This is a genomic window from Pseudomonas sp. LTR0 (assembly GCF_036630035.1).
Lineage (GTDB): Bacteria > Pseudomonadota > Gammaproteobacteria > Pseudomonadales > Pseudomonadaceae > Aquipseudomonas > Aquipseudomonas putida_Y.
In genome coordinates this window covers 4,126,725-4,147,781 of the sequence record NZ_CP123734.1, presented here as the reverse complement: position 1 = coordinate 4,147,781, position 21,057 = coordinate 4,126,725, and the positions used below count along the sequence as shown (strand labels likewise).

General features: G+C 62.4%; 16 protein-coding genes and 4 tRNA genes. 10 read left to right on the top strand and 10 right to left on the bottom strand.

The window, feature by feature from the left end:
- Window positions 1-3 precede the first annotated feature (3 nt).
- Together sugE and rdgC are read right to left on the bottom strand one after the other, a co-directional pair.
- Window positions 4-321, bottom strand: a complete 318-nt coding sequence (gene sugE / locus QCL51_RS19015; protein ID WP_010952753.1) for a quaternary ammonium compound efflux SMR transporter SugE — start codon at window positions 319-321, stop codon at window positions 4-6.
- A gap of 217 nt (window positions 322-538) precedes the next feature.
- Window positions 539-1,459: a recombination-associated protein RdgC gene (gene rdgC, locus QCL51_RS19010; RefSeq protein ID WP_003252510.1), complete on the bottom strand. Its 921-nt coding sequence runs from the start codon at window positions 1,457-1,459 to the stop codon at window positions 539-541.
- 216 nt (window positions 1,460-1,675) lie between these two features.
- Between rdgC and QCL51_RS19005 the strand changes: the two genes are divergently transcribed.
- The 4 genes from QCL51_RS19005 (at window position 1,676) to QCL51_RS18990 (ending at window position 2,177) form a co-directional block, all read left to right on the top strand.
- Window positions 1,676-1,751, top strand: a tRNA-Val gene (locus QCL51_RS19005).
- A gap of 13 nt (window positions 1,752-1,764) precedes the next feature.
- Window positions 1,765-1,841 (top strand) — tRNA-Asp (locus QCL51_RS19000).
- Between the two features lie 170 nt (window positions 1,842-2,011).
- Window positions 2,012-2,087 (top strand) — tRNA-Val (locus tag QCL51_RS18995).
- Between the two features lie 13 nt (window positions 2,088-2,100).
- Window positions 2,101-2,177, top strand: a tRNA-Asp gene (locus tag QCL51_RS18990).
- A 114-nt stretch (window positions 2,178-2,291) separates the two neighbouring features.
- On the opposite strand, the gene map is transcribed toward QCL51_RS18990, so the two are convergent.
- Complete coding sequence (gene map, locus QCL51_RS18985; RefSeq protein WP_021782500.1) at window positions 2,292-3,140, bottom strand: type I methionyl aminopeptidase; 849 nt, start codon at window positions 3,138-3,140, stop codon at window positions 2,292-2,294.
- A gap of 266 nt (window positions 3,141-3,406) precedes the next feature.
- Between map and QCL51_RS18980 the strand changes: the two genes are divergently transcribed.
- From QCL51_RS18980 to nirD, 3 genes are all read left to right on the top strand, one after another.
- The gene (locus QCL51_RS18980) at window positions 3,407-7,432 is read left to right on the top strand and encodes a bifunctional nitrate reductase/sulfite reductase flavoprotein subunit alpha (RefSeq protein WP_338444019.1); all 4,026 of its coding nucleotides are present in this window, start codon (window positions 3,407-3,409) and stop codon (window positions 7,430-7,432) included.
- Between the two features lie 272 nt (window positions 7,433-7,704).
- Window positions 7,705-10,257: a nitrite reductase large subunit NirB gene (gene nirB, locus QCL51_RS18975; protein ID WP_274101321.1), complete on the top strand. Its 2,553-nt coding sequence runs from the start codon at window positions 7,705-7,707 to the stop codon at window positions 10,255-10,257.
- Window positions 10,257-10,619, top strand: a complete 363-nt coding sequence (nirD, locus tag QCL51_RS18970; protein WP_021782497.1) for a nitrite reductase small subunit NirD — start codon at window positions 10,257-10,259, stop codon at window positions 10,617-10,619. The genes nirB and nirD overlap by 1 nt, the downstream gene beginning before the upstream one ends.
- Before the next feature lie 127 nt (window positions 10,620-10,746).
- Here nirD and QCL51_RS18965 read toward each other — a convergent pair whose 3' ends face one another.
- From QCL51_RS18965 to QCL51_RS18950, 4 genes are all read right to left on the bottom strand, one after another.
- Window positions 10,747-11,697, bottom strand: a complete 951-nt coding sequence (locus tag QCL51_RS18965) for a 2-hydroxyacid dehydrogenase (RefSeq protein ID WP_012053427.1) — start codon at window positions 11,695-11,697, stop codon at window positions 10,747-10,749.
- 24 nt (window positions 11,698-11,721) lie between these two features.
- Window positions 11,722-12,480, bottom strand: a complete 759-nt coding sequence (locus QCL51_RS18960; protein ID WP_021782496.1) for an SDR family oxidoreductase — start codon at window positions 12,478-12,480, stop codon at window positions 11,722-11,724.
- 18 nt (window positions 12,481-12,498) lie between these two features.
- Window positions 12,499-13,209 carry a fumarylacetoacetate hydrolase family protein gene (locus QCL51_RS18955; protein ID WP_012053425.1) on the bottom strand — a complete coding sequence of 237 codons (711 nt, stop codon included), beginning with the start codon at window positions 13,207-13,209 and terminating at the stop codon, window positions 12,499-12,501.
- Between the two features lie 220 nt (window positions 13,210-13,429).
- The gene (locus tag QCL51_RS18950; RefSeq protein WP_021782494.1) at window positions 13,430-14,770 is read right to left on the bottom strand and encodes an MFS transporter; all 1,341 of its coding nucleotides are present in this window, start codon (window positions 14,768-14,770) and stop codon (window positions 13,430-13,432) included.
- 295 nt (window positions 14,771-15,065) lie between these two features.
- Between QCL51_RS18950 and QCL51_RS18945 the strand changes: the two genes are divergently transcribed.
- Window positions 15,066-15,995: an AraC family transcriptional regulator gene (locus tag QCL51_RS18945; protein WP_012053423.1), complete on the top strand. Its 930-nt coding sequence runs from the start codon at window positions 15,066-15,068 to the stop codon at window positions 15,993-15,995.
- A 25-nt stretch (window positions 15,996-16,020) separates the two neighbouring features.
- On the opposite strand, the gene QCL51_RS18940 is transcribed toward QCL51_RS18945, so the two are convergent.
- The 3 genes from QCL51_RS18940 to QCL51_RS18930 all read right to left on the bottom strand — a co-directional run bounded on the left by QCL51_RS18940 (window position 16,021) and on the right by QCL51_RS18930 (window position 19,150).
- Window positions 16,021-16,689: a hypothetical protein gene (locus tag QCL51_RS18940; protein ID WP_021782493.1), complete on the bottom strand. Its 669-nt coding sequence runs from the start codon at window positions 16,687-16,689 to the stop codon at window positions 16,021-16,023.
- Entirely contained in the window at window positions 16,686-17,339 is a 654-nt protein-coding gene (locus QCL51_RS18935) for a hypothetical protein (protein ID WP_021782492.1), read from the bottom strand. Before QCL51_RS18935 ends, QCL51_RS18940 begins: the two co-directional genes overlap by 4 nt.
- Window positions 17,340-17,641: 302 nt before the next feature.
- Window positions 17,642-19,150 (bottom strand): hypothetical protein, encoded by a 1,509-nt coding sequence (locus QCL51_RS18930; RefSeq protein WP_223271096.1) that lies wholly within the window; start codon window positions 19,148-19,150, stop codon window positions 17,642-17,644.
- Between QCL51_RS18930 and pcaQ the strand changes: the two genes are divergently transcribed.
- Both pcaQ and QCL51_RS18920 read left to right on the top strand, forming a co-directional pair.
- Complete coding sequence (gene pcaQ / locus QCL51_RS18925; RefSeq protein WP_021782489.1) at window positions 19,118-20,050, top strand: pca operon transcription factor PcaQ; 933 nt, start codon at window positions 19,118-19,120, stop codon at window positions 20,048-20,050. The two genes, QCL51_RS18930 and pcaQ, sit on opposite strands and share 33 nt — an antisense overlap.
- 253 nt (window positions 20,051-20,303) lie before the next feature.
- Window positions 20,304-21,056, top strand: coding sequence for an FKBP-type peptidyl-prolyl cis-trans isomerase (locus tag QCL51_RS18920; protein WP_010952765.1), 753 nt, complete (start codon window positions 20,304-20,306; stop codon window positions 21,054-21,056).
- Window position 21,057: the final 1 nt, after the last annotated feature.

Here is a 21,057-nt window from a genome sequence, read left to right as displayed (position 1 = left end):
GGATTAGCTGGCGCTGACTTTCAGGCCGACAAGGCCGCAGACGATCAGCGCCACACTGACCAGCCGCACCAGGGCCATGGACTCGCCGAACAGAATGATCCCGGCGATGACCGTACCGACTGCGCCTACGCCGGTCCAGATGGCATAGGCGGTGCCCAGCGGCAATTCCTTCATGGCCAGGCCCAACAGGCCCAGGCTGATGACCATGGCGCCGACGGTAAGGACAGTGGGTAGCGGTCGAGTGAAACCGTCGGTGTATTTGAGGCCGACGGCCCAGCCGACCTCGAACAGGCCGGCGAAAAACAGGATGATCCAGGACATGAGTGTGTCTCCATCGTTTGAATGATGGGGCCGTCCCCGGAGTGGTCACGCGGTGCGTCGTGAGGTCGTCCTCACCGTGGGCATCATGGTGCCTGTCTGCGGCCTTGCGGGCAAGACCGCGCCTGCAAGGGGTTACCACTTGCAGGCGCGGGTTTACCCGCGAAGAGGCCGGTGCTGGCAGAAAACGATTCAGGCCAGCACCTGCATTTCATACCAATCAGACCCCTTGCGGGATCTCTTCCCCACCCAGCGCCTCGAACAGCACCGGCAGGAATTCGGCAAAGGTCATCATCATCAGCTGGAAGCTGGCATCGAACTGCTGCGCAGCCTCATCGCCACCGTCCTGCTCGGCCTGCTCCTGCAGCAGCTCTTCGAACTTCAGGCGCTTGATGACCATCTTGTCGTCGAGAATGAACGACAGCTTGTCTTGCCAGGCCAGGGCCAGCTGGGTCACCACCTTGCCAGTGGAAAGGTGCAACTGGATCTCTTCGCCGGTCAGGTCCTGGCGCTTGCAACGCACGATACCGCCATCTTCGGCGGTGTCACGCAGTTCGCACTCGTCCAGTACATAGAAGCCTTCGGCGGCTTGCTGCGATTTGACCCAGTCGGTCATGGTGGCCACCGGCGCAATCTTCACCGTGGCCGGGCGCACCGGCAGCGAGCCCATCACTTCACGCAGGGTCGACAGCAGGTCTTCGGCGCGCTTGGCGCTGGCCGAGTTGACCAGGATCACGCCCAGGCGCGGGGCAATGGCGGCGAAGATCATCGAGCGGCGGATGAACGCACGCGGCAGGAACGCCTGGATGATTTCGTCCTTGATCTGGTCGCGCTCCTTTTTATAGACCTTGCGCATTTGCTCGGTCTCGATCTCTTCGACCTTTTCCTTGACCGCGTCGTTGACCACGCTGCTCGGCAGGATGCGTTCTTCCTTGCGCGCGGCAATCAGCAGGTACTCGCCGCTGACATGCACCAGGGGAGCGTCTTCGCCTTTGCCGAACGGCGCGACGAAACCATAGGTGGTCAGCTCCTGGCTGGCGCAGGGGCGGGCCGGCTTGCTGGCCAGGGCGGCTTCCAGCGCTTCAGGCTCGAACGGAACTTCCTGGGTCAGGCGGTAGGTCAGCAGGTTCTTGAACCACATGAGGGGCAATCTCTCCTTAATGCATAAGGCGGGCATTATTCTCCGAGCGGTGAGTTGAGGCCAGCCCTGTCAGAGGGCCAGCAGTGGCTTATGCATGAAAGAATCGGCCGACAACGCTAGGTCTTTGAAAGGCCTGAGGTTTTTTTTGCAAAAAGTTTAAAAAGTGCTTGCCAGGGTGCGGGACGCTCCGTAGAATGCGCGCCACACCGAGACGAAGGGTGATTAGCTCAGCCGGGAGAGCATCTGCCTTACAAGCAGAGGGTCGGCGGTTCGATCCCGTCATCACCCACCACTCGATGTATAGCGCAGCGGTAGTTCAGTCGGTTAGAATACCGGCCTGTCACGCCGGGGGTCGCGGGTTCGAGTCCCGTCCGCTGCGCCATATTCCACTTCCAGGGCCCACTGAACACCCGGAAGTAACAAAGAAAGCGACCTTAGGGTCGCTTTTTTTGTGCCTGATTTTTGGTGTTTGACCGAAGTGTGAAAAAACTTCGATAAGTGCTTGCCAGAGCGCCAAGTCGCCCGTAGAATGCGCGCCACACCGAGAGACATGGGTGATTAGCTCAGCCGGGAGAGCATCTGCCTTACAAGCAGAGGGTCGGCGGTTCGATCCCGTCATCACCCACCACTCGATGTATAGCGCAGCGGTAGTTCAGTCGGTTAGAATACCGGCCTGTCACGCCGGGGGTCGCGGGTTCGAGTCCCGTCCGCTGCGCCATATTCCACTTCCAGGGCCTACTGAACACCCGGAAGTAAAAAAGAAAGCGACCCTAGGGTCGCTTTTTTTTGTGCCTGAATTTTGTACTCATACCTGCAAGCGTTTGCCGCAGCTTCAGCCACGACGTTCCTCCTCCCGCAATGTCAGCACCTCATACCCACCCTCAGTCACCGCCACGGTATGCTCCCACTGCGCCGACAGGCTGTGGTCACGGGTAATCACCGTCCAGCCATCCTTCAGCGTGCGCGTCCCACGCCCACCCTGGTTGATCATCGGCTCGATGGTAAACACCATGCCCGGTTTCAGTTTCATGCCCATGCCACGTTGGCCAATGTGCAGCACCTCTGGCGCTTCATGCATCTGCTGGCCAATACCGTGCCCGCAATACTCGCGCACCACGCTGTAACCCGCCGCCTCGGCATGTGCCTGTACGGCATGGCCGATATCGCCCAGCGTTGCCCCAGGGCGCACCTGCTCGATGCCTTTCCACAACGCGTCATAGGTGGTGTCGACCAGGCGCCGGGCTTCATCGCTGATCTTGCCGATGCCATACATCTTCGACGAATCGGCAATGTAGCCGCCCTGTTCCAGAGTGATGTCGACGTTGATGATCGAGCCTTCCTTGAGTACCTCATCGACCTTGGGGATGCCGTGGCATACCACGTGGTCCACCGACGTATTGAGCGAGTAAGGGAAACCGTACTGGCCTTTGCTTGCAGGCCGTGCCTTGAGCGTATCGACGATGAACGCCTCGGCGCGGTCGTTGATCTGCATCGTGGTCACACCGGGGCGGATGAAGCTGTCGAGTTCGGCGAACACCTGGGTCAGTAGCTGGCCGGCGCGGCGCATCAGGTCGAGCTGGGTGGGGGTCTTGAGGATCACCTGGGACATGGGGGGAGGGTAGTTGCTCATGCTGGAAATTGCCCCAGCATAGCGCCAGCGGGTACCGGCTTGCCACCGCATGGTGCGTAGCCTGTGCAGGCCTCTTCGCGGGCGTGCCTGCTTCCATAGGTACGGCGCCGCCCTCAGGCCTTGCGATATCCCTGTGGGAGCGGGCATGCCCGCGAAATGGCTGGTATAGCTGGCCCATAAATTGCTGATTTACCCTCATCCCGGGCTATCAACGTCGACAGCCCTCACCACTTCACGACAAAGGCGCCGTGTTGCCCCGCGTGCATCAGCATGCCGGGGCAGCCGGCGCCTTTTTGCGTTTTCACAGGAGCCCGCCCATGGCCAACAGCGAAGTACGCAGCGTCTGCCCCTACTGCGGCGTGGGCTGCGGCATCGTCATGAGCGTTGCCGATGGCAAGGTCGGCAAGATCAGCGGCGACAAGCTGCACCCGAGCAACTTTGGCCGCCTATGCACCAAAGGCCTCACCGCACACCTGCCACTGAGTGCCAGCGGGCGCATGGCCGATGCCTACGTGCGCCAGCAACGCAGCCAGCCGCCAGTGCGCACCAGCATGGACCAGGCCATCGCTGCCACCGCCGAGCGTCTGCGCGGCATCATCGACCAGCACGGCCCGGATGCCATGGCGCTGTACGTGTCCGGGCAAATGTCGCTGGAGGCCCAATACCTGGCCAACAAGCTGGCCAAGGGCTTTATCCGTACGCGCCACATCGAGTCCAACTCGCGCCTGTGCATGGCCAGCGCCAGCAGTGGCTACAAGCTGTCGCTTGGCGCCGATGGCCCACCTGGCAGTTACCAGGACTTCGAGCACGCCGAGGTATTTCTGGTGATCGGCGCCAATATGGCCGACTGCCACCCGATCCTGTTCCTGCGCCTGCTTGACCGGGTCAAGGCCGGCGCCAGGATGATCGTCGTCGACCCGCGGCGCAGCGCCACGGCCGACAAGGCCGACCTGTTTCTGCAGGTGCGTCCCGGCAGCGACATGGCCTTGCTCAACGGCCTCTTGCACCTGCTGCATCGCAACGGCCACACCAACCCCGACTTCATTGCCCGCTACACCGAAGGCTGGGACGAACTGCTGGCCTTCCTCGACGACTACACCCCCGAGCGCGTAGCCGCCATCACCGGGCTGGCCGAGGCCGATATCATCAAGGCCGCCGAATGGATCGGTAGCGCCAGCAACTGGATGAGCTGTTGGACCATGGGCTTGAACCAGAGCATTCACGGCACCTGGCACAGCAACGCCATCTGTAACCTGCACTTGGCCACGGGGGCTATCTGCCGCCCCGGTAGCGGCCCGTTCTCGCTGACCGGCCAGCCCAATGCCATGGGCGGCCGCGACATGGGCTACATGGGCCCTGGCTTGCCAGGCCAGCGCTCAGCGTTGGTGGAAGATGACCGCGCATTCGTCGAACGACAATGGCAACTTCCACCCGGCAGCCTGCGCAGCGAGGGCGGCGAGGGTACGGTGGCGCTGTTCGGGCAGATGAAAACCGGTGAAGTGAAAGCCTGCTGGGTCATCTGCAGCAACCCGGTGGCCAGTGTCGCCAACCGCCAGCAAGTGATCGACGGCCTGCGCAAGGCCGAACTGGTCATTACCCAGGACGCCTTCCTCGACACCGAAACCAATCGCTACGCCGACATCCTGCTGCCGGCCGCGCTGTGGGCCGAAGGCGAGGGTGTGATGATCAACAGCGAGCGCAACATGACCCTTATGCCACGCGCTGTCGAGCCGCCCGGGCAAAGTTTGCCGGACTGGCAGATCATTGCCCGCGTGGCGTGTGCCATGGGCTATGCGGACGCCTTCGACTACCCCAATGCCGAAGCGGTGTATGAGGAAATACGCCGCTTCCACAACCCTGTGACCGGTTATGACCTGCGCGGTATCGGCTATGCCGAATTGCGTACGCAGCCGCGCCAGTGGCCCTGTGCGCCGGGCAGCCAACAGCAGCGCAGCCCGCTGCGCTACCTCAACGACGGCAGCAGCCAGGCGCTCCTGCTCGATGCCCAAGGTGGGCGGCCGGCACTGGCTTTCCCCACCGCCAGTGGCAAGGCGCGCTTCTTTGCGCGGCCCTGGTTACCGGCAGCGGAATTGCCGGACGATGACTACCCCATGGTGCTGAACACTGGCCGTGTGCAGCACCAATGGCACACGTTGACCAAGACCGGCAAGGTGCCGGCACTGAACAAGCTGGAGCCCGGCCCCTACCTTGAGATTCATCCCGAGGATGCTGCCCGGCTGGGTGTCGCTGAAAAGGACCAGGTAGCCGTTCGCTCACGCCGGGGGCACGCCGTGTTGCCGGCGCGCATCAGTGACCGGGTCATGCCGGGCAACTGCTTTGCGCCGTTTCACTGGAATGACCTGATCGGCGAGCAATTGGCGATCAATGCCGCGACCTGCGATGCGGTCGACCCGCTGTCGCTGCAGCCTGCCTTCAAACACTGCGCCGTAGCCCTGGAGCGGGTCGCAGGCGAGCGCATCGACGCCCTTAATCTGAACACTGCCACTGTAGAGCCTGTCCGCATGCCGACCGCCACCCTGTCCCGTCTGCTTGGCCTGCACACCCAGCCGGTTCCGGTGCTGGCCGAAGAAGAGCGTCATTACCTGCAAGGTTTCCTGCTGGGCCTGGACCAGGCCCGCGCCGAGGGCGTACCCCGCCTGCCGGCCAGTGCGCCGCTGGCTGCCAGCCGTCGTTTGTTTGTCGACGGCTTGCTGGCCGGGCTGTTCGCCCATCCTGCAACTGCACCCATCGCAGCACAGGCCGCGCCATGGCATCAGGTGCTGTGGGCCTCGCAGACCGGCACTGGTGAGCAACTGGCCGAACGCTGTGCCGCGCGCCTGCGCGATGCTGGTCTGAACGTGCAACTCAGTTGCCTGGAGGTGGTCAGTCCAAGCCAGCTGCAGGGCGCTGCCAGTGTGGTGTTGATCGCCAGCACCTTTGGCGATGGCGACGCGCCCGACAGCGGCGCGGCATTCTGGCAGGCCTTGCAGGGTGAGGAGGGCGCTCACTGCGCCGGGCTGTCCTATGCCGTACTGGCCCTGGGCGACTCCAGTTACGACCAGTTCTGCGGTTTTGGCCGCAAGCTCGACCAGCGCCTGGCCGAGCTGGGAGCGCGGCGCCTACTGCAACGGGTGGACTGCGAGCCAGACTTCGACGAAGCCTTTGCCGGCTGGCTCGAAGCGCTATTGCCTGCACTGGGCAGTGCTGCGGCACCACCACCGGCGAGTGAACCTGCACCCTTGGCGGTCTATAGCAAGCAGCAACCCTGGATGGCCACTGTGCTGGAAAACCGCCTGCTCAATGGCCCCGGCGCCAGCAAGGAAACCCGTCAGTTGGTCTTCGACTTGGGCGGAAGCGGCTTCAGTTACGCTGCCGGCGATGCCCTGGGCGTATGGCCGCGCAACTGCCCGGCCCTGGTAGAGGAACTGCTGACGCTGATGCAGCTCGATGGCCAGGCGATGGTCGAGCTTAAAGGTCATTGCGCCATGCCATTGGGCGAAGCCCTGCAAGCACATCTGGAAATTGCCAAGGTCACTGCGCAGCAACTGCAGGCATTTGCCAGCAATGCGCCTGACCTGCAGCGTTTGCTGCAGCCCGAATGCAAGGCCGAGCTGCAAGATTGGCTGTGGGGCCGGCAGCTGGTCGATGTGCTGCGCGCCTTCCCCCAGCAGTTGCCGCTGGCTAGCTGGCTGGAACTGCTCAAACCATTGCAGCCGCGGCTCTATTCGATCAGCTCCAGCCCACTGGCGCACCCAGGCCAGGTGCATCTGACGGTGTCGACGGTGCGTTATGGCGAACGTAAAGGCGTGTGCTCAAGCTACCTTGCCGACCGTGCGCAGGTGCAGAAAGTGGCGATCTTCCCGCAGGTGTCGAAGCACTTCCGCTTGCCCGAGGACGACAGCGTGCCGGTGATCATGGTGGGCCCTGGTACTGGCATTGCACCGTTTCGTGCGTTCCTCGAGGAGCGAGAGGCACGGGGGGCAAGAGGTGACAACTGGCTGTTCTTCGGTGAGCAGTACGCAGCGACCGACTTCTATTACCAGGAGCAGTTGCAGGCCTGGCAGGCGGCGGGGCACCTGCGGCTGGACACGGCGTTCTCGCGGGACCAGGTCGAGAAGATCTATGTGCAGCAGCGCATGCTCGAGCAGGGTGCGCAGCTGTGGCAGTGGCTGCAGGCGGGGGCGTATTTCTATGTCTGTGGCGATGCCCAGCGCATGGCCAGGGATGTAGATACGGCGTTGCGGGTAATCGTCGCCGAGCATGGCCGGATGGATGCGGCGGCGGCGGCGGCTTATGTCGAAGGCTTGAGCAAGGCCAGGCGTTATCGGCGCGATGTGTACTGAAGTGCTCCAAGATGGGGTGCTGTGCACTTTGAATGTGCATTGGCTGGGCGGGCCCAGCGCAAGTGTAGGAGCGGGTTTACCCGCGAAGAGGCCGGCACAGGCAACCCAGGCATCCCACGCAGCCCAATTGGCACACTCCCTGCTTAACCTCGGATACAACAAAGCCCACTGATCAACGGCGATCAACCCGGGCCCCCTACCGTGATGAATACAGGCAAAGGCGCCTGGAGCTTCGGCTCCAGGCGCTTTTTTTTTTGATCGAGGATCGGCTTATGAAGGCAACAGCGAGCAGCGGGCAACGAGAGCGACTGGTCATCGTCGGCAACGGCATGGTCGGCCACCATTGCGTCGAACAACTGGTCAGTCGCGGCGCCCTGCAGCGCTTCGAGGTGCGGGTATTTGGCGAAGAGCGCCAACGCGCGTATGACCGCGTGCACCTGTCCGAATACTTCGGCGGCAGCTGTGCCGAAACCCTGGCCCTGTGTGAGCACGATTTCTACGACGCCAATGGCGTGCACCTGCACCTGGGTGAGGCCGTTCTGGAGATCGACCGCGAGCGCCGCGAAGTCGTCACTGCCGAAGGTCGTTACGGCTACGACCAACTGGTGCTGGCTACCGGCTCCTATCCCTTTGTGCCGCCAATCGAAGGCTCCAGCGGCAATGCCCGCCTGGTCTACCGCACCCTGGACGACCTCGATGGCATTCGTGCTGCCGCAGCCGGTGCCCGCCGAGGGGTGGTGGTCGGCGGTGGCCTGCTTGGCCTGGAAGCGGCCAACGCCCTCAAGTCGCTGGGGCTGGAAGCCCACGTGGTGGAATTCGCCCCACGGCTGATGCCGGTACAGCTGGACGGCGAGGGCGGTGCCGCGTTGAAGGCGCAGATCGAAGCGCTGGGTGTGGGGGTGCACCTGGCGCGCGCCACCCAGTCGGTCAGTGCCGGTGAAACCTACCGCTACCGCATGAACTTCGACGGCGGTGAGCACCTGGAAACCGACCTGATCGTGTTCTCCGCCGGTATCCGCCCACAGGATGCACTGGGCCGGGGTTGCGGCCTGGACATCGCCGCGCGCGGTGGCGTGGTTATCGATAACCACTGCCGCAGCAGCGACCCACGCATCTTCGCCATCGGCGAGTGCGCCTCGTGGAACGGCAGTGTGTTCGGCCTGGTCGCCCCAGGCTACAGCATGGCGCGCAACCTGGCTGGGCTGCTGATGGGCGAGGCGGCGGTGGCGTTCACCGGCGCCGACATGTCGACCAAGCTCAAGCTGCTGGGGGTGGATGTCGGTTCGATCGGCGATGCCCACGGTGCCACGCCGGGCGCGCGCAGCTTTCGCTTCATCGATGAAGCCAACAGCGCTTACCGCCGTTTGGTGGTGGATGCCAGCGGCAAGCACGTGCTCGGCGCAGTGCTGGTCGGCGACAACAGCTATTACGACACCCTGTTGCAGTACGCCCAGAACGGCATCGCCCTGCCGGCCGACCCGGCAGCGCTGATCCTGCCGCAAGGCGGTGGTGCGCCGGCCTTGGGCGCCGATGCGCTGCCCGACAGCGCGACCATCTGCTCCTGCCACAACGTCAGCAAGGGGGCGGTGTGCGCCGCGATCGACAGTGGCTGTAGCGACTTGGCTGCGGTCAAGGGCTGCACCAAGGCCGCGACCGGCTGCGGCGGTTGCGCGGCCCTGCTCAAGCAAGTCTTCGAGCACGAACTGACGGCCCGCGGCGTGGCGGTGGACAAGAGCCTGTGCGAGCACTTTGCCTACACCCGGCAGGAGCTGTACGGGTTGGTGCGGGTGGAGGGTATCCGCACCTTCAGCGAACTGCTCGAGCGCCATGGCAAGGGCTATCTGGGGTGTGACATCTGCAAGCCGGCGGTGGGCAACATCCTTGCCTCGTGCTGGAACCAGCCGATCATGGACCCGGCGCTGGTACCGCTGCAGGACACCAACGACACCTTCATGGCCAACATGCAGAAAAACGGCACCTATTCGGTGGTGCCGCGCATTCCCGGTGGTGAAATAACCCCCGACAAGCTCATCGTCATCGGCCAGGTGGCCAAGAAATACGACCTGTACACCAAGATCACCGGTGGCCAGCGCATCGACCTGTTCGGCGCCCAGTTGCACGAGCTGCCGCTGATCTGGGGCGAACTGATCGAGGCCGGTTTCGAAACCGGCCACGCCTACGGCAAGTCGACCCGCACGGTGAAGTCTTGCGTGGGTAGTACCTGGTGCCGTTACGGCGTGCAGGACAGTGTCGCCATGGCCCTGCGCCTGGAAGACCGCTACAAGGGCCTGCGCAGCCCCCACAAGCTCAAGTTCGCGGTATCGGGTTGCACCCGTGAATGCGCCGAGGCGCAGAGCAAGGACATCGGCGTTATCGCCACCGACAAGGGCTGGAACCTGTACGTGTGCGGCAACGGCGGCATGCGCCCGCGGCATGCCGAGCTGTTCGCCACCGACCTGGACGACGAAACCCTGGTACGCCTGATCGACCGCGTGCTGATGTTCTACATCCGCACGGCCGACAAGCTGCAGCGCACCTCGGTGTGGCGTGAAAACCTGGAAGGCGGGCTGGACTACCTGAAGCAGGTGATCATCGACGACAGCCTGGGCCTGGCCAGCGAGCTGGAAGCGCAGATGCAGCATGTGGTCGACCAGTATGAATGTGAGTGGGCCAATGCCCTCAACGACCCGGAGAAGCTCAAGCGCTTCCGCACCTTCGTCAACGACCGACGCGCCGACCCGGACGTGCACTTCGTGCGCGAACGCGAACAACGCCGGCCCGCAGCACCGCTGCACCTGATCCCAACCGTCGAGGAGGCTGTCTGATGAACCTGGCCAATACTGCTGTGAACACGCAAGAAAACTGGCAGACGGTGTGCCAGGCACAAGACCTGGTGGCCGACTCCGGCGTCGTGGTTTGGTTCGATGGGGCCCAGGTGGCGTTGTTCTACCTGCCGGGGCAGGCCCAGCCGCTGTATGCAGTGGACAACCGCGACCCACGCTCCGGCGCCAACATCATCGGCCGCGGGCTGGTGGGCAGTGTGCAAGGTGAGTTGGTGGTGGCAGCGCCGCTCTACAAGCAGCACTTCAGCCTGCTGAGTGGGGAGTGCCTGGAGGATGCCGGGCAGAGGTTGCGGGTGTGGCCGGTGCGGTTGAAGGGGGAGGCGGTGGAGCTGGCGGTGACCTGATACCCCTTTGCTGCCTGTGCCGGCCTCTTCGCGGGCAAGCTCGCGCCTACGGAATCTGCACCGCCTTCAAATACGGCGCTGCACCTGTGGGAACGGGCCTTCCCGCGAAGAGGCCAGCACAAGCCGACTAGATAACCAACCCCTGCGGTTTGCGTCCGGCAAATACATCCACCAGGCTGGCCACCACCATCTCGCCCATGCGCGTGCGTGTCTGTACCGTGGCACTGGCGCGATGCGGTTGCAGGACTACATCTTCGCGCTCGAACAACGCCTCGGGCGCTCGCGGTTCATCGGCAAACACATCCAGCGCCGCGCCAGCGATCTCGCCGGCCTGCAACGCCGCGACCAACGCGGGTTCATCCACCAGCTTGCCGCGTGCGATATTGATCAGATACCCCTCGGCGCCCAACGCCCGCAGCACGTCGCGATTGATCAGCGCCTCGCCCTTGTCAGCCGCCGCCGCGAGGATCAGCGCATCGCTGTCCTTGGCCAACTGCAGCAGATCTGCCTCGAACCCGTAGGGCACATCCAGCGCCTGTAGATCGGTGTAGCGGATCGGGCAACCGAAGGCTGTCGCCCGCTGTGCTACCGCCCGCCCGACCCGGCCCATGCCGACGATGCCCACGCGCATGCCCGACACCTGCCGGGCCAGTGGCAGCGGTGCCAGCGGCGTGGTGCTGGTGGCCCAACGGCCGGCGCGAACGAAGCGGTCACCGGTGCAGATACCCCGGCACAAGCCGATCAGCAGGCCGATGGCAAGATCGGCGACGTCCTCGGTGAGCGCACCGAGGGTCGCCGTCACCTGGATGCCGCGATCGCGGGCATAGGCCAAGTCTACCGCGTCGGTGCCGACGCCATTGACGGCGATCACTTCGAGGTTGGGCAGGCGCGCCATCAGCGCCTGGCTGATGCCGGTGTGGCCGCCGGTAATCACGCCCCGAATGTTGCTTGCATACTGGCTGACGTAGGCATCCTTGTCGGCCTGTTCGTAGTAACGGTGTACGGTGAACAGCTGTTCCAGGCGCTCACGGATCTGCGGGATCAGGATAGGGCTCAGTTGCAGGACTTCTGGTTTCATCGGTCACTCCATCATAAACAGGGATCAGCCACGGCCAACGAACGGCATGTTGCTGGCCATCACGGTCATGTTCAGTACGTTGGCGTCGAGCGGCAGCGCTGCGATGTAGCGCACCGCATCGGCCACATGGCGCACGTCGAGCATCGGTTCGGCGGCGATCTCGCCATTGGCCTGGCGCACCCCACGGGTCATGCGCTCGGACAACTCGGTCAGGGCGTTGCCGATGTCCAACTGGCTGCACACGATGTGGTAAGGCCGACCATCCAGCGCCAGCGCCTTGGTCAGGCCCAGCACCGCATGCTTGCTGGCGGTGTAAGGTGCGGTGAACGGGCGTGGGGTGTGCGCCGAGATCGAGCCGTTATTGATGATTCGCCCGCCTTGCGGCTGCTGGCGGCGCATCAGGCCGAAGGCGGCGCGGGCGCACAGGAACACACCATCGACGTTGGTGGCCATGACGTTGCGCCAGTTCTCCAACGGCAGCTCGTCCACCGGCACGGCGGGCGCGTTGATGCCGGCATTGTTGAAGATCACATCGAGCCGGCCGTGCACTTCTTCGATGGTGGCGAACAGCTGCGCGACGCTTTGCTCGTCGCGTACATCGGTGGGCACGGCCAGTGCCTCACCGCCTGCTGCCAGCGCCTGTGCAACCACGGCTTGCAGGGGTTCGGCGCGGCGCCCGGCGAGCACCAGGCTGAAGCCGTCATCCAGCAGGGCAAGGGCGACGGCGCGGCCGATGCCGCTACCGGCACCGGTGACCAGGGCGATTTTCTTGTTCTGGGTCATGTCGGGTCTCCGTCAGGTTCAGGCTGCGTTGGCTGTTTGCCCGGCAGGGCGGGGGCCGACACGCAGGTGCAGCTCGCCAATGCCGTCGATCCCGGCGTGTATCGTGTCGCCCGGGTTCAGCGGTGCCACACCAGGCGGGCTGCCGGTCATGATCAGGTCGCCCGGGTGCAGCGGCAGCTGGCGTGACAGCCGGCTGATCACTTCGGCCAATGCCCAGGTCTGCTGGCTCAGGTGGGCACGCTGGCGCTCCTCGCCATTGACCTGCAGCCACAGCGACGTATCCAGCGGCCAGTCGCATTCGCTGGCAGGGACGATGGCGGTCATCGGTGCCGAAGCCTCGAACACCTTGGCGCCTTCCCACGGCAGGCCCTCGGCCTTGGCCTTGCGCTGGTGATCGCGACGGGTCATGTCTAGACCGGCGGCAAAGCCGAACACGTGCTCCAGGGCATGCTCGCGGGCGATGTTGGCGCCGCCTTTGGCGATGGCCGCGACCAGCTCGATTTCATGGCAGAACTCGTCGGTCTGCGGCGGGAAGGGCAGTTCGCCCAGTGCCTCGACCACGTTGCTTGCCGGTTTCATGAAAAACACAGGCTCCTGCGGCGCCGCGCCGTAGGATTCCGGCCACGGGTAGTTGCGGCCGAGGCAGAACACCCGGCCGACCGGGAAGCGCGCATCGCTGCCGCGGATCGGCAGGCTGACGATGGCCGGCGGGTTGAACAGGTAGGTCATGGGTGGATCCTCCGTACTGGAGTGGACAGCGTATCCAGCGGCTGGCCGGCAAAGTTGGACGAAAGCGGGGTTGGGTTGGACTATCCAAGGCACCTGGACCGGCCCTTTCGCGGCTAAAGCCGCTCCTACAGGGATAGCGTCAAACCCAGGGGCAATACCGTCCCCCCGTAGGAGCGGCTTTAGCCGCGAAGAGGCCGGTACCGTCAATACACGCCTTGGCTCAGCCCGCAGCCTTCAGCTCGATGCGATACAGCTTCCCAAGCAGCAGCGAGTAAGACAGTGTGCCCATCAACGCCACACCACCGATGAACCAGAACGCCATGGCGAACGAGCCACTGGCGTGCACGATCGCGCCGATCACGATCGGTGTGACGATGCCGCCGATGTTCGCCGCCAGGCTGGTAATGCCGCCGGTCAGGCCGATCAGCTCCTTTGGCGCCACTTCCGAGACGGCAGCCCACGACGATGAGGCGATGCCCTGGGCGAAGAACGCCAGGGTCAGCACGGCGATGCACAGCACATTGGAGTCGGTGAAGTTCACCAGCACGATCGACATCCCCAGCATCGAGCCCACCACCAGCGGCAGCTTGCGGGCAAACGACAGCGAGTAACCCTTGCGGATCAGCAGGTCGGAGACGATGCCCGCCAGGAGGATGCCGACCGTGGCACCAATGAACGGCATGACCGCGAAGATGCCGACCTTGATCAGCGTCAGCTGGCGTTCTTCGATCAGGTAGGTGGGGAACCAGGTGAGGAAGAAGTACAGCGCCGAAGTGCTGGCGAACTTGCCCAGGCAGATCGCCCAGATCTGGCGATAGCGGAACAGTTCGGCAACCTGGCGCCAGTCGAAGCGGGTACGTTGCTGGCTGCTCTTCACCAGGCCACCACCGTGCTCGATATAGGCCAGTTCCTCCTTGCTGACCTTCTTGCAGTTCAGCGGGTCGCGGTACAGCACCAGCCACACGACGCCGAACAGGATGCCCACCAGGCCGGTGCTGTAGAACACGTGGCGCCAGTCATAGGTGGTCGCCAGCCACAGGAGCGCGCCGGTGAACAGCGCGGTGCCCAGGTACTGGCCACATACGTAGATGCTGCTGGCCATGCCGCGCTCGCGAGCGGGGAACCATACCGTAACCGCACGGCTGTTGGCCGGGAAGGCCGGGGCCTCCATGGCGCCGACCGCCAGGCGCAGGCCGAACAGCGAGGCGAAGCCACTGGCCAGGCCCTGGGCCACGGTGACCGCCGACCAGCTGATCAGCGACACGCCATAGGTCAGGCGCGAGCCGAAGCGGTCAGCAATGAAGCCAGCCGGTACCAGGGCCAACGCGTAGGTCCAGGCGAAGGCGGAGAAAATCAGGCCCATCTCGACCTTGTCCAGGCCCAGGTCTTTGGCCATGAACGGCGCGGCGATGGAAATGTTCACCCGGTCGACGTAGTTGATGATGGTCGCCACCAGCAGCAGCGACAGCATGAACCAGCGGCGGCGGGTAGGCAGGCGCTGGGCAGGGGCCGCGTCCAGCGTGTACGACGACGCGGCGCGGGGGGTAGGCGTGCTCGACATGAGTCGACCTCGTTTGTTGTTGTTGGTAGAGGTTGGGCTGCAGTCCCTTTTCTAAGGTGGTCGTACAACGCGGTGAATGCAACGGGGTATTTAGACCGTTTTTTTCATTGGAGGCGGGGCAGTGCTGTGCTGTCCAAGAAATTTCTCAGCCGGGGTTTCGCCTGAAATATTGGTTGAATAGCGCATTCTCAGAGGGCTGCGTGGATTTGCGGTTGCGCAGGTTTTTGCATAAGGGGTTAAATTGCAGAGTTTGGACGTCGTACAACTTAAAGCGCCTGTATCCCGGAGATTGCCCATGCCCCCCAAGCGCGAGGTTCCGACCTATGTCATGCAGCAGCGCAGCGAGCTGATGGATTTCTACATCCGCGACCAGCGCGGGCGTCCCGCCGAGACCGCGCCGCATCGTCATGAGTACTTCCAGATCCAGGTCAATCTCGGCGGCGACACGGTGCAACACATCGGCAGCGTGCAACGCCCATTCAGACGCAACACCCTGGCCTTCATCCTGCCGCACCGGGTGCATGTGATCCCGCATCCGGAGGACAGCGACTTCGTGGTGATCAATTTCTCCCAGACGTTCCTGCTGCCGCACCTGGCCTGCGACCCGATGGACCTGGAGGAAGTGTCGATCCTGCAGGCGCCGGAGCTGTCGCCGTTCCGCTTTCAGGAGCATCTCGACTTCTACCTGAGTGAGCCGGACTTTGCCGAGGTACGGCAAACCCTCGAGCGCATGCGTGCGCTGGATGCCAACCGCCGTTTCGGCACCCGCGAAATCCTCAAAGGCCTGTTGCTGCAGCTGATCGGCCAGGTCTGTGGCCTGTATGCCGAGCCGCTGCGCGAACTGGCCGACAGCAACGCTGCCCAGCTCAGCCGCCGTGCTGCGCTGGGCCGCATGAGCGACTACCTGCGCCGGCATATCGACGACCCCGACCTGAACCTGCAGAAAGTCGCTGCCGCCACCTACCTGTCGCCGACCTACCTGACCCACTGGCTGCGCAAGGAAATCGGCAAGACCTTCAGCGAGCTGGTGCTGGAGCGGCGCATGCACGCCGCACGCAACTACCTGCTCAACGGCAGCCGCCCAGTGGGCGAGGTGGCGCGGCTTTGTGGCTTTGCGGACGAAGCCTACTTCTCTCGACGTTTCCGCCAGATCCACGGCCTGCCACCTGGCCAGTTCCGACGCCAGCAACGCGACCCGGATACGCCGCAGGCGGCAATGCTTTAAGCCTGCCCGCTTCTGCCGTGGCGTACTACTGGACCGGTCTCAGAGAGAGGGCGAGCAGGCAGGGGAGTCGGTAGCCCTGCTGTACGTCTTGCCCGCTCACGAGCATGCGCTGGTTGTCGGTATCGATTACCATCGAGTCGGTGTGAGTGATGAAGCCAAATTCCCCCGAAAACGCTCCAAACTGACCGTAGCCATATGGGGGGGCAAAGCGAGTGTCAAGTTGACCGCTTGAGTGGTAGCGCACCGCCATGTTGAAGGCATAGAAACCACCGTAACCGATCAGGCCACCCTCGGCTTCTTCAATATGGCTCCACCCGCCGTCGATGTGAAAACGCACTACCTGGCCCTGATTGAACTCAAGAGCAGGCCTACCTTCATAATCCAACCGGTAGAGGGTCGGTTTGCCGCTATCGTCGTCTTCCGAGTAGTGCTGGCCGTATAACGTGATGCGTTTGCTGCTGTCCTCTATGGAAAAGCCGTTATTGAGAATCCACGCGTCTGACCAGTGGTGACCCCCCTCGCCGAATGCGTCATCAAGTACCCCCGCCAGCGACAGGCCACTGGTTACTCCATACCAGTCCGGACCGCGTCGCAACGTAGTCGATATCACGATGCGCTGCACGCCGGCGGCTGGGGATATAACGGCAATGCCGTCAAGCGCGTGCGATGAACTTTCGGGAATTAGAGTGCTCAAGGCCAGCAGCCCATCTTCACCGAAACCGTGGTCCTTTCCACCGTGAGCGTCCAGGGCGACAACCACTGCTTTGAGCCCCCCGCTTCGTATCTGACCGCAGTCGCCACCACCCCTTCCTGGTGGCAGGCCAGCCTCTCCAGCAGCAGATCCACACCGAACAAAGCGCGACTGTCGATATAGCCCTTCCCTTGACCAAAGCTCGGATCGGCTTCGCCTTGGGCTGTCAGCTTCCACAAGTGAGTGGTTGATTGCTCATGAGGCGCCACAGTCACCAGCAGATTGCCCGACATGTCTTCCGCTACCGCATTGGCGTCCAGATAGAAACCCGTGGACAACGTGTTGAAGTCGACCATGCCGCTGCCATTGAACGTGATGTCAAGCTTTCCACTTGCGTCCAGGCAGGCAATGAAAACACTGTGTAGCCCATCGGGATCGGCTTTCTGGCCAGTCACGTAGAAACGGCCCGGCCGCACTTTGCTCCTCAGCACGCTGGTCGCTGCCCCTAAGGTGCCCGGGTCGCTTTTGGTGAAGTGGCCATGGCCGTTGTCGCCATAGCGGGTATCGATGGGGGCCTTGGGTTGCTGCTGAACAGCCTTGCGATACGGGTGCGCTGAATGGATTGAAGGGAAGTGATTCTTGACGCGGATCATGGCGTTGAGCTCCATTCACAATAAAACCGCTGAACGCCTATTGAGCGATGTTTCGGTAGGATCGGCTACTGGCAGAAGTGACAGGTGCGTCAACGATCTGGACATGCAGGGCAGCCTGGCCGGGGCGGCCGATATCCTGTCGAGCACTTAAGTCTTGATACGCGTTGATGCTGCGTTGAAAACAGCCTCGGGATGTCGGTTTACAGCCCGTAAACTCCGCTTCCTTGGCTGTTTTCGCATTGCCTGAACTTCGTCTCAAGACTTTCATGCAGTCTCTGGTGAAGTGCCAGTTAGTCTCATTTTTATTGCTTCAATGAGACGGCAATGACACAAGGGGTGGAACCCGTCTGTATTTCCCGCCCCGCTACGAGTAGGCGTTGGCTTTCTGGCATTACCGTCGCGGAATGGCTGTTACCATAGAATCCTGGTTGCGACCCGATTGCCGTAAAAACACCGTAACCATTCGGCGGCACGAATGTAGTATCAAGTTGGCCGTCCAGACGGTAACGCACCGCCATGCCGCGATCGAGAAATGAACCATAACCTACCAGTTTTCCATCGGCCTCTGTCATATAGTCCCAGGCACCCTCAATGGGGAATAATACGACACGACCCTCGTTGAATTCTTTAGCAGGTTTTCCTGTGTAGTCTAGCCGATAGATCATGGGAGTACTGGTCCCTTCGGACCACACTTGGCCGTGGACGGTGATGCGCTGACTGGCGTTATTTAGCGTGAAATCATAAATGATAATGCCAGGCTTTGACCAATAGACCCCGTTGTCAGCGAAGCGCTGGTCGAGCGCTCCGGACAATGTCAGTGCTGCGATTCCGTTTATGCTCGACGAATCGTTGAAATAGCGCGTGTAGATGATGATGCGCACCTTCTCACCAACCTCCAGCATCTTAGGCGCCCCAATGACATAACGGAGGTCCGGAATAAGATCTTGCATCTTGAGGATGCCTAGCTTACCAAAGCTCTGGCGTGGGACACCTTCATGGGTGAGCACGAAAAGGATGGGAGCGTTTTCAAGGGAGCCTGAGAAGATATAGTCGTTCTTGTAAGTGGTGAATTGGTAGAGCGTGATATCTTTAAAATTGAAAAAATTATTTAGGATGATGTAGCCGTTGTTGCTGCCGAAATCAGTATCTGGCTTTCCGTTTGGCTTAAGCTTCCACAGGTGTGTGAAGCCTTGGGTTAGATCATTCATAGTGAGCAGGATGTGACCCTCCGCATCCTCGGCCATATGAGAGAAACTATGATAATCAAAAACTGTGCTCAGGTCAGTCAGATAGACAAGACCTGTTTTGTTGAAAGACGTATCCAGCTCGCCATCTTTCAAGGTGCGCGCAATGAAAGGTTTCGTGCCGTTGTGGACGCCTCTCAAGTAAAATCGCTCGGGATAGTAGTTGCTTGCCAGGATTTGCGAAACCGCGTTTCTAGGATCCGCGATAGGCTCGCCGATGTGAAGGTGCCCTTTGTCGGCATAGGTTACGTCAATGGGCGCCTTGAGTTCCTGACGCTCGCCTTGGTAATCACGGGGGTTGTGTTGAGTCTGGGCAAAAAAAACCATATTTGGATGCATGATATGACCTGTCACTGGGGGAGTGGTTTTTGCGATCTCATTTAATGCGATCCGGATAGCTGCGGGTACTGGCAAAAATGATAGGTGTTGGTGGTCGATGGATAACGATCCGGTCCTGGAGTTTGGGCTGCAACGGGGAGCACGGGGCGGCAGACCTGGATACGCCGCAGGTAGCGATGCGGTAAGCTTGCTGCCATGAACCTCGACACCCGCATCAAATACCGCCACCTGCTGTGCTTCCTGGAGATTGCCCGGCAGGGCAGCCTGGCCAGGGCGGCCGATAGCCTGTCGATCAGCCAGCCGGCGATTTCCAAGACCCTCAAGGAGCTTGAGGACCTGCTCGAGGCGCGCCTGTTCGAGCGCAGCCGCCAGGGTGTCGAGCTGACCCCGGCCGGCACCCGCTTCATGCGTTACGCCGGGCCCAGCGTGCAGGCGCTGCGCGATGGCGTCAGCAGCCTGCGCGGTGAAGCGCGGGCGCCGTCGCAGGTGCGCATTGGTGTGCTGTCCACGGTCGAAGGCCTGCTCATGCCCGAGGTGCTGTGCCGCCTGCATCAGCGCCATGAAGCGCTGGTGATCAGCGTGGTCACCGGGGTCAGCGCGCAGTTGCTTGGCCAGCTTCACCTGGGGGAGCTGGAACTGGTGGTGGGGCGCATGACCGACAGTCCGCAAATCCAGGGGTTGTCCTTCGAGCACCTGTACAGCGAGTCGATGAGCCTGGTGGTGCGCCCGGGTCACCCGCTGCTGGCCTGCACGCCCGTGGAGCGGGGGCAGGTGGGGCGTTACCCGCTGGTGCTGCCACCCGTCGGCACCACCATCCGCCAGCACGCCGACAGCCTGTTTGTGCAATGCGGCATCCAGATGCCGGCGCAGCGGCTGGAAACCCTGTCGCTGGCCCTGAGCCGGCGCTACCTGCTGGGCAGCGATGGCCTGTGGGTGGCGCCGCGTGATGCCGTGCTGCTCGACCTGCGCCGTGGCGAACTGGTCGAGCTTGACCTGGGTGTGCGCGAGCCGGGAGGGTCGGTGGGGATTTGCCGCAATGCCGCCTTGCCGTTGAGTTTGCCGGGGCAGTGGGTGGGCGAGGTGCTGCGGGAGGTGGCGGGGGAATATCGAGAGGGTCGGTATCCTTGAGGTTTTTGGGGGCTGCCTGCCCTGATGTTTCCGACCTCAGAACCTGCAGAAATAAAAGGCCACAAAAAACCGGCGAGCCCGGCACAAAGGGTCAATACTGGCCAATGGCTGCAACGCTTCGATGAAGAAGCTTTTAACGACTGAACTTCCTTACGAAAACCCGCTCCTATGCCGGTAGCCATTGGTCATGGCCGCCTGCTAAGCTCGCGGCTTTACCCTGATTGCCCTTATGGCGCATGAACAAGGAAATAGCATGAAACAGCATCGTTTGGCGGCTGCGGTTGCCCTGGTAGGCCTGGTACTGGCTGGCTGCGATCAACAAGCCAGCAGCCCCGAGCTGAAGACTCCGGCGCAGAAAGCCTCCTACGGTATCGGCCTGAACATGGGCAAGAGCCTGGCTCAGGAAGGCATGGAAGACCTTGATTCGAAAGCAGTCGCCCTCGGCATCGAAGACGCCGTTAGCAAGAAAGAACAACGCATCAAGGACGAAGAGCTGGTAGAGGCCTTCACCGCATTGCAGAAACGCGCCGAGGAGCGCCTGGCCAAGGCCAGCGAAGAAGCCGCCTCCGCCGGCAAGAAGTTCCTCGAAGAAAACGCCAAGAAGCCAGGCGTGGTCACCACTGCCTCGGGCCTGCAGTACGAAGTGGTCAAGAAGGCCGACGGCCCGCAGCCCAAGCCGACTGACGTGGTCACTGTCCACTACGAAGGCAAGCTGATCGACGGCAAGGTATTCGACAGCTCCGTCGAACGTGGCAGCCCGATCGACCTGCCGGTCAGCGGTGTGATCCCAGGTTGGGTCGAAGGTTTGCAGCTGATGCACGTCGGCGAAAAGTACAAGTTGTTCATCCCGGCTGAACTGGCCTATGGCGCACAAAGCCCAAGCCCGCTGATCCCGGCCAACTCGGTACTGGTGTTCGATCTGGAACTGATCGCCATCAAGGACCCGGCCCAGTTGCAAGGCGCCGAGCCGCAAGCCGAAGCCCCTGAAGAAGCACCTGCCAAGTAAC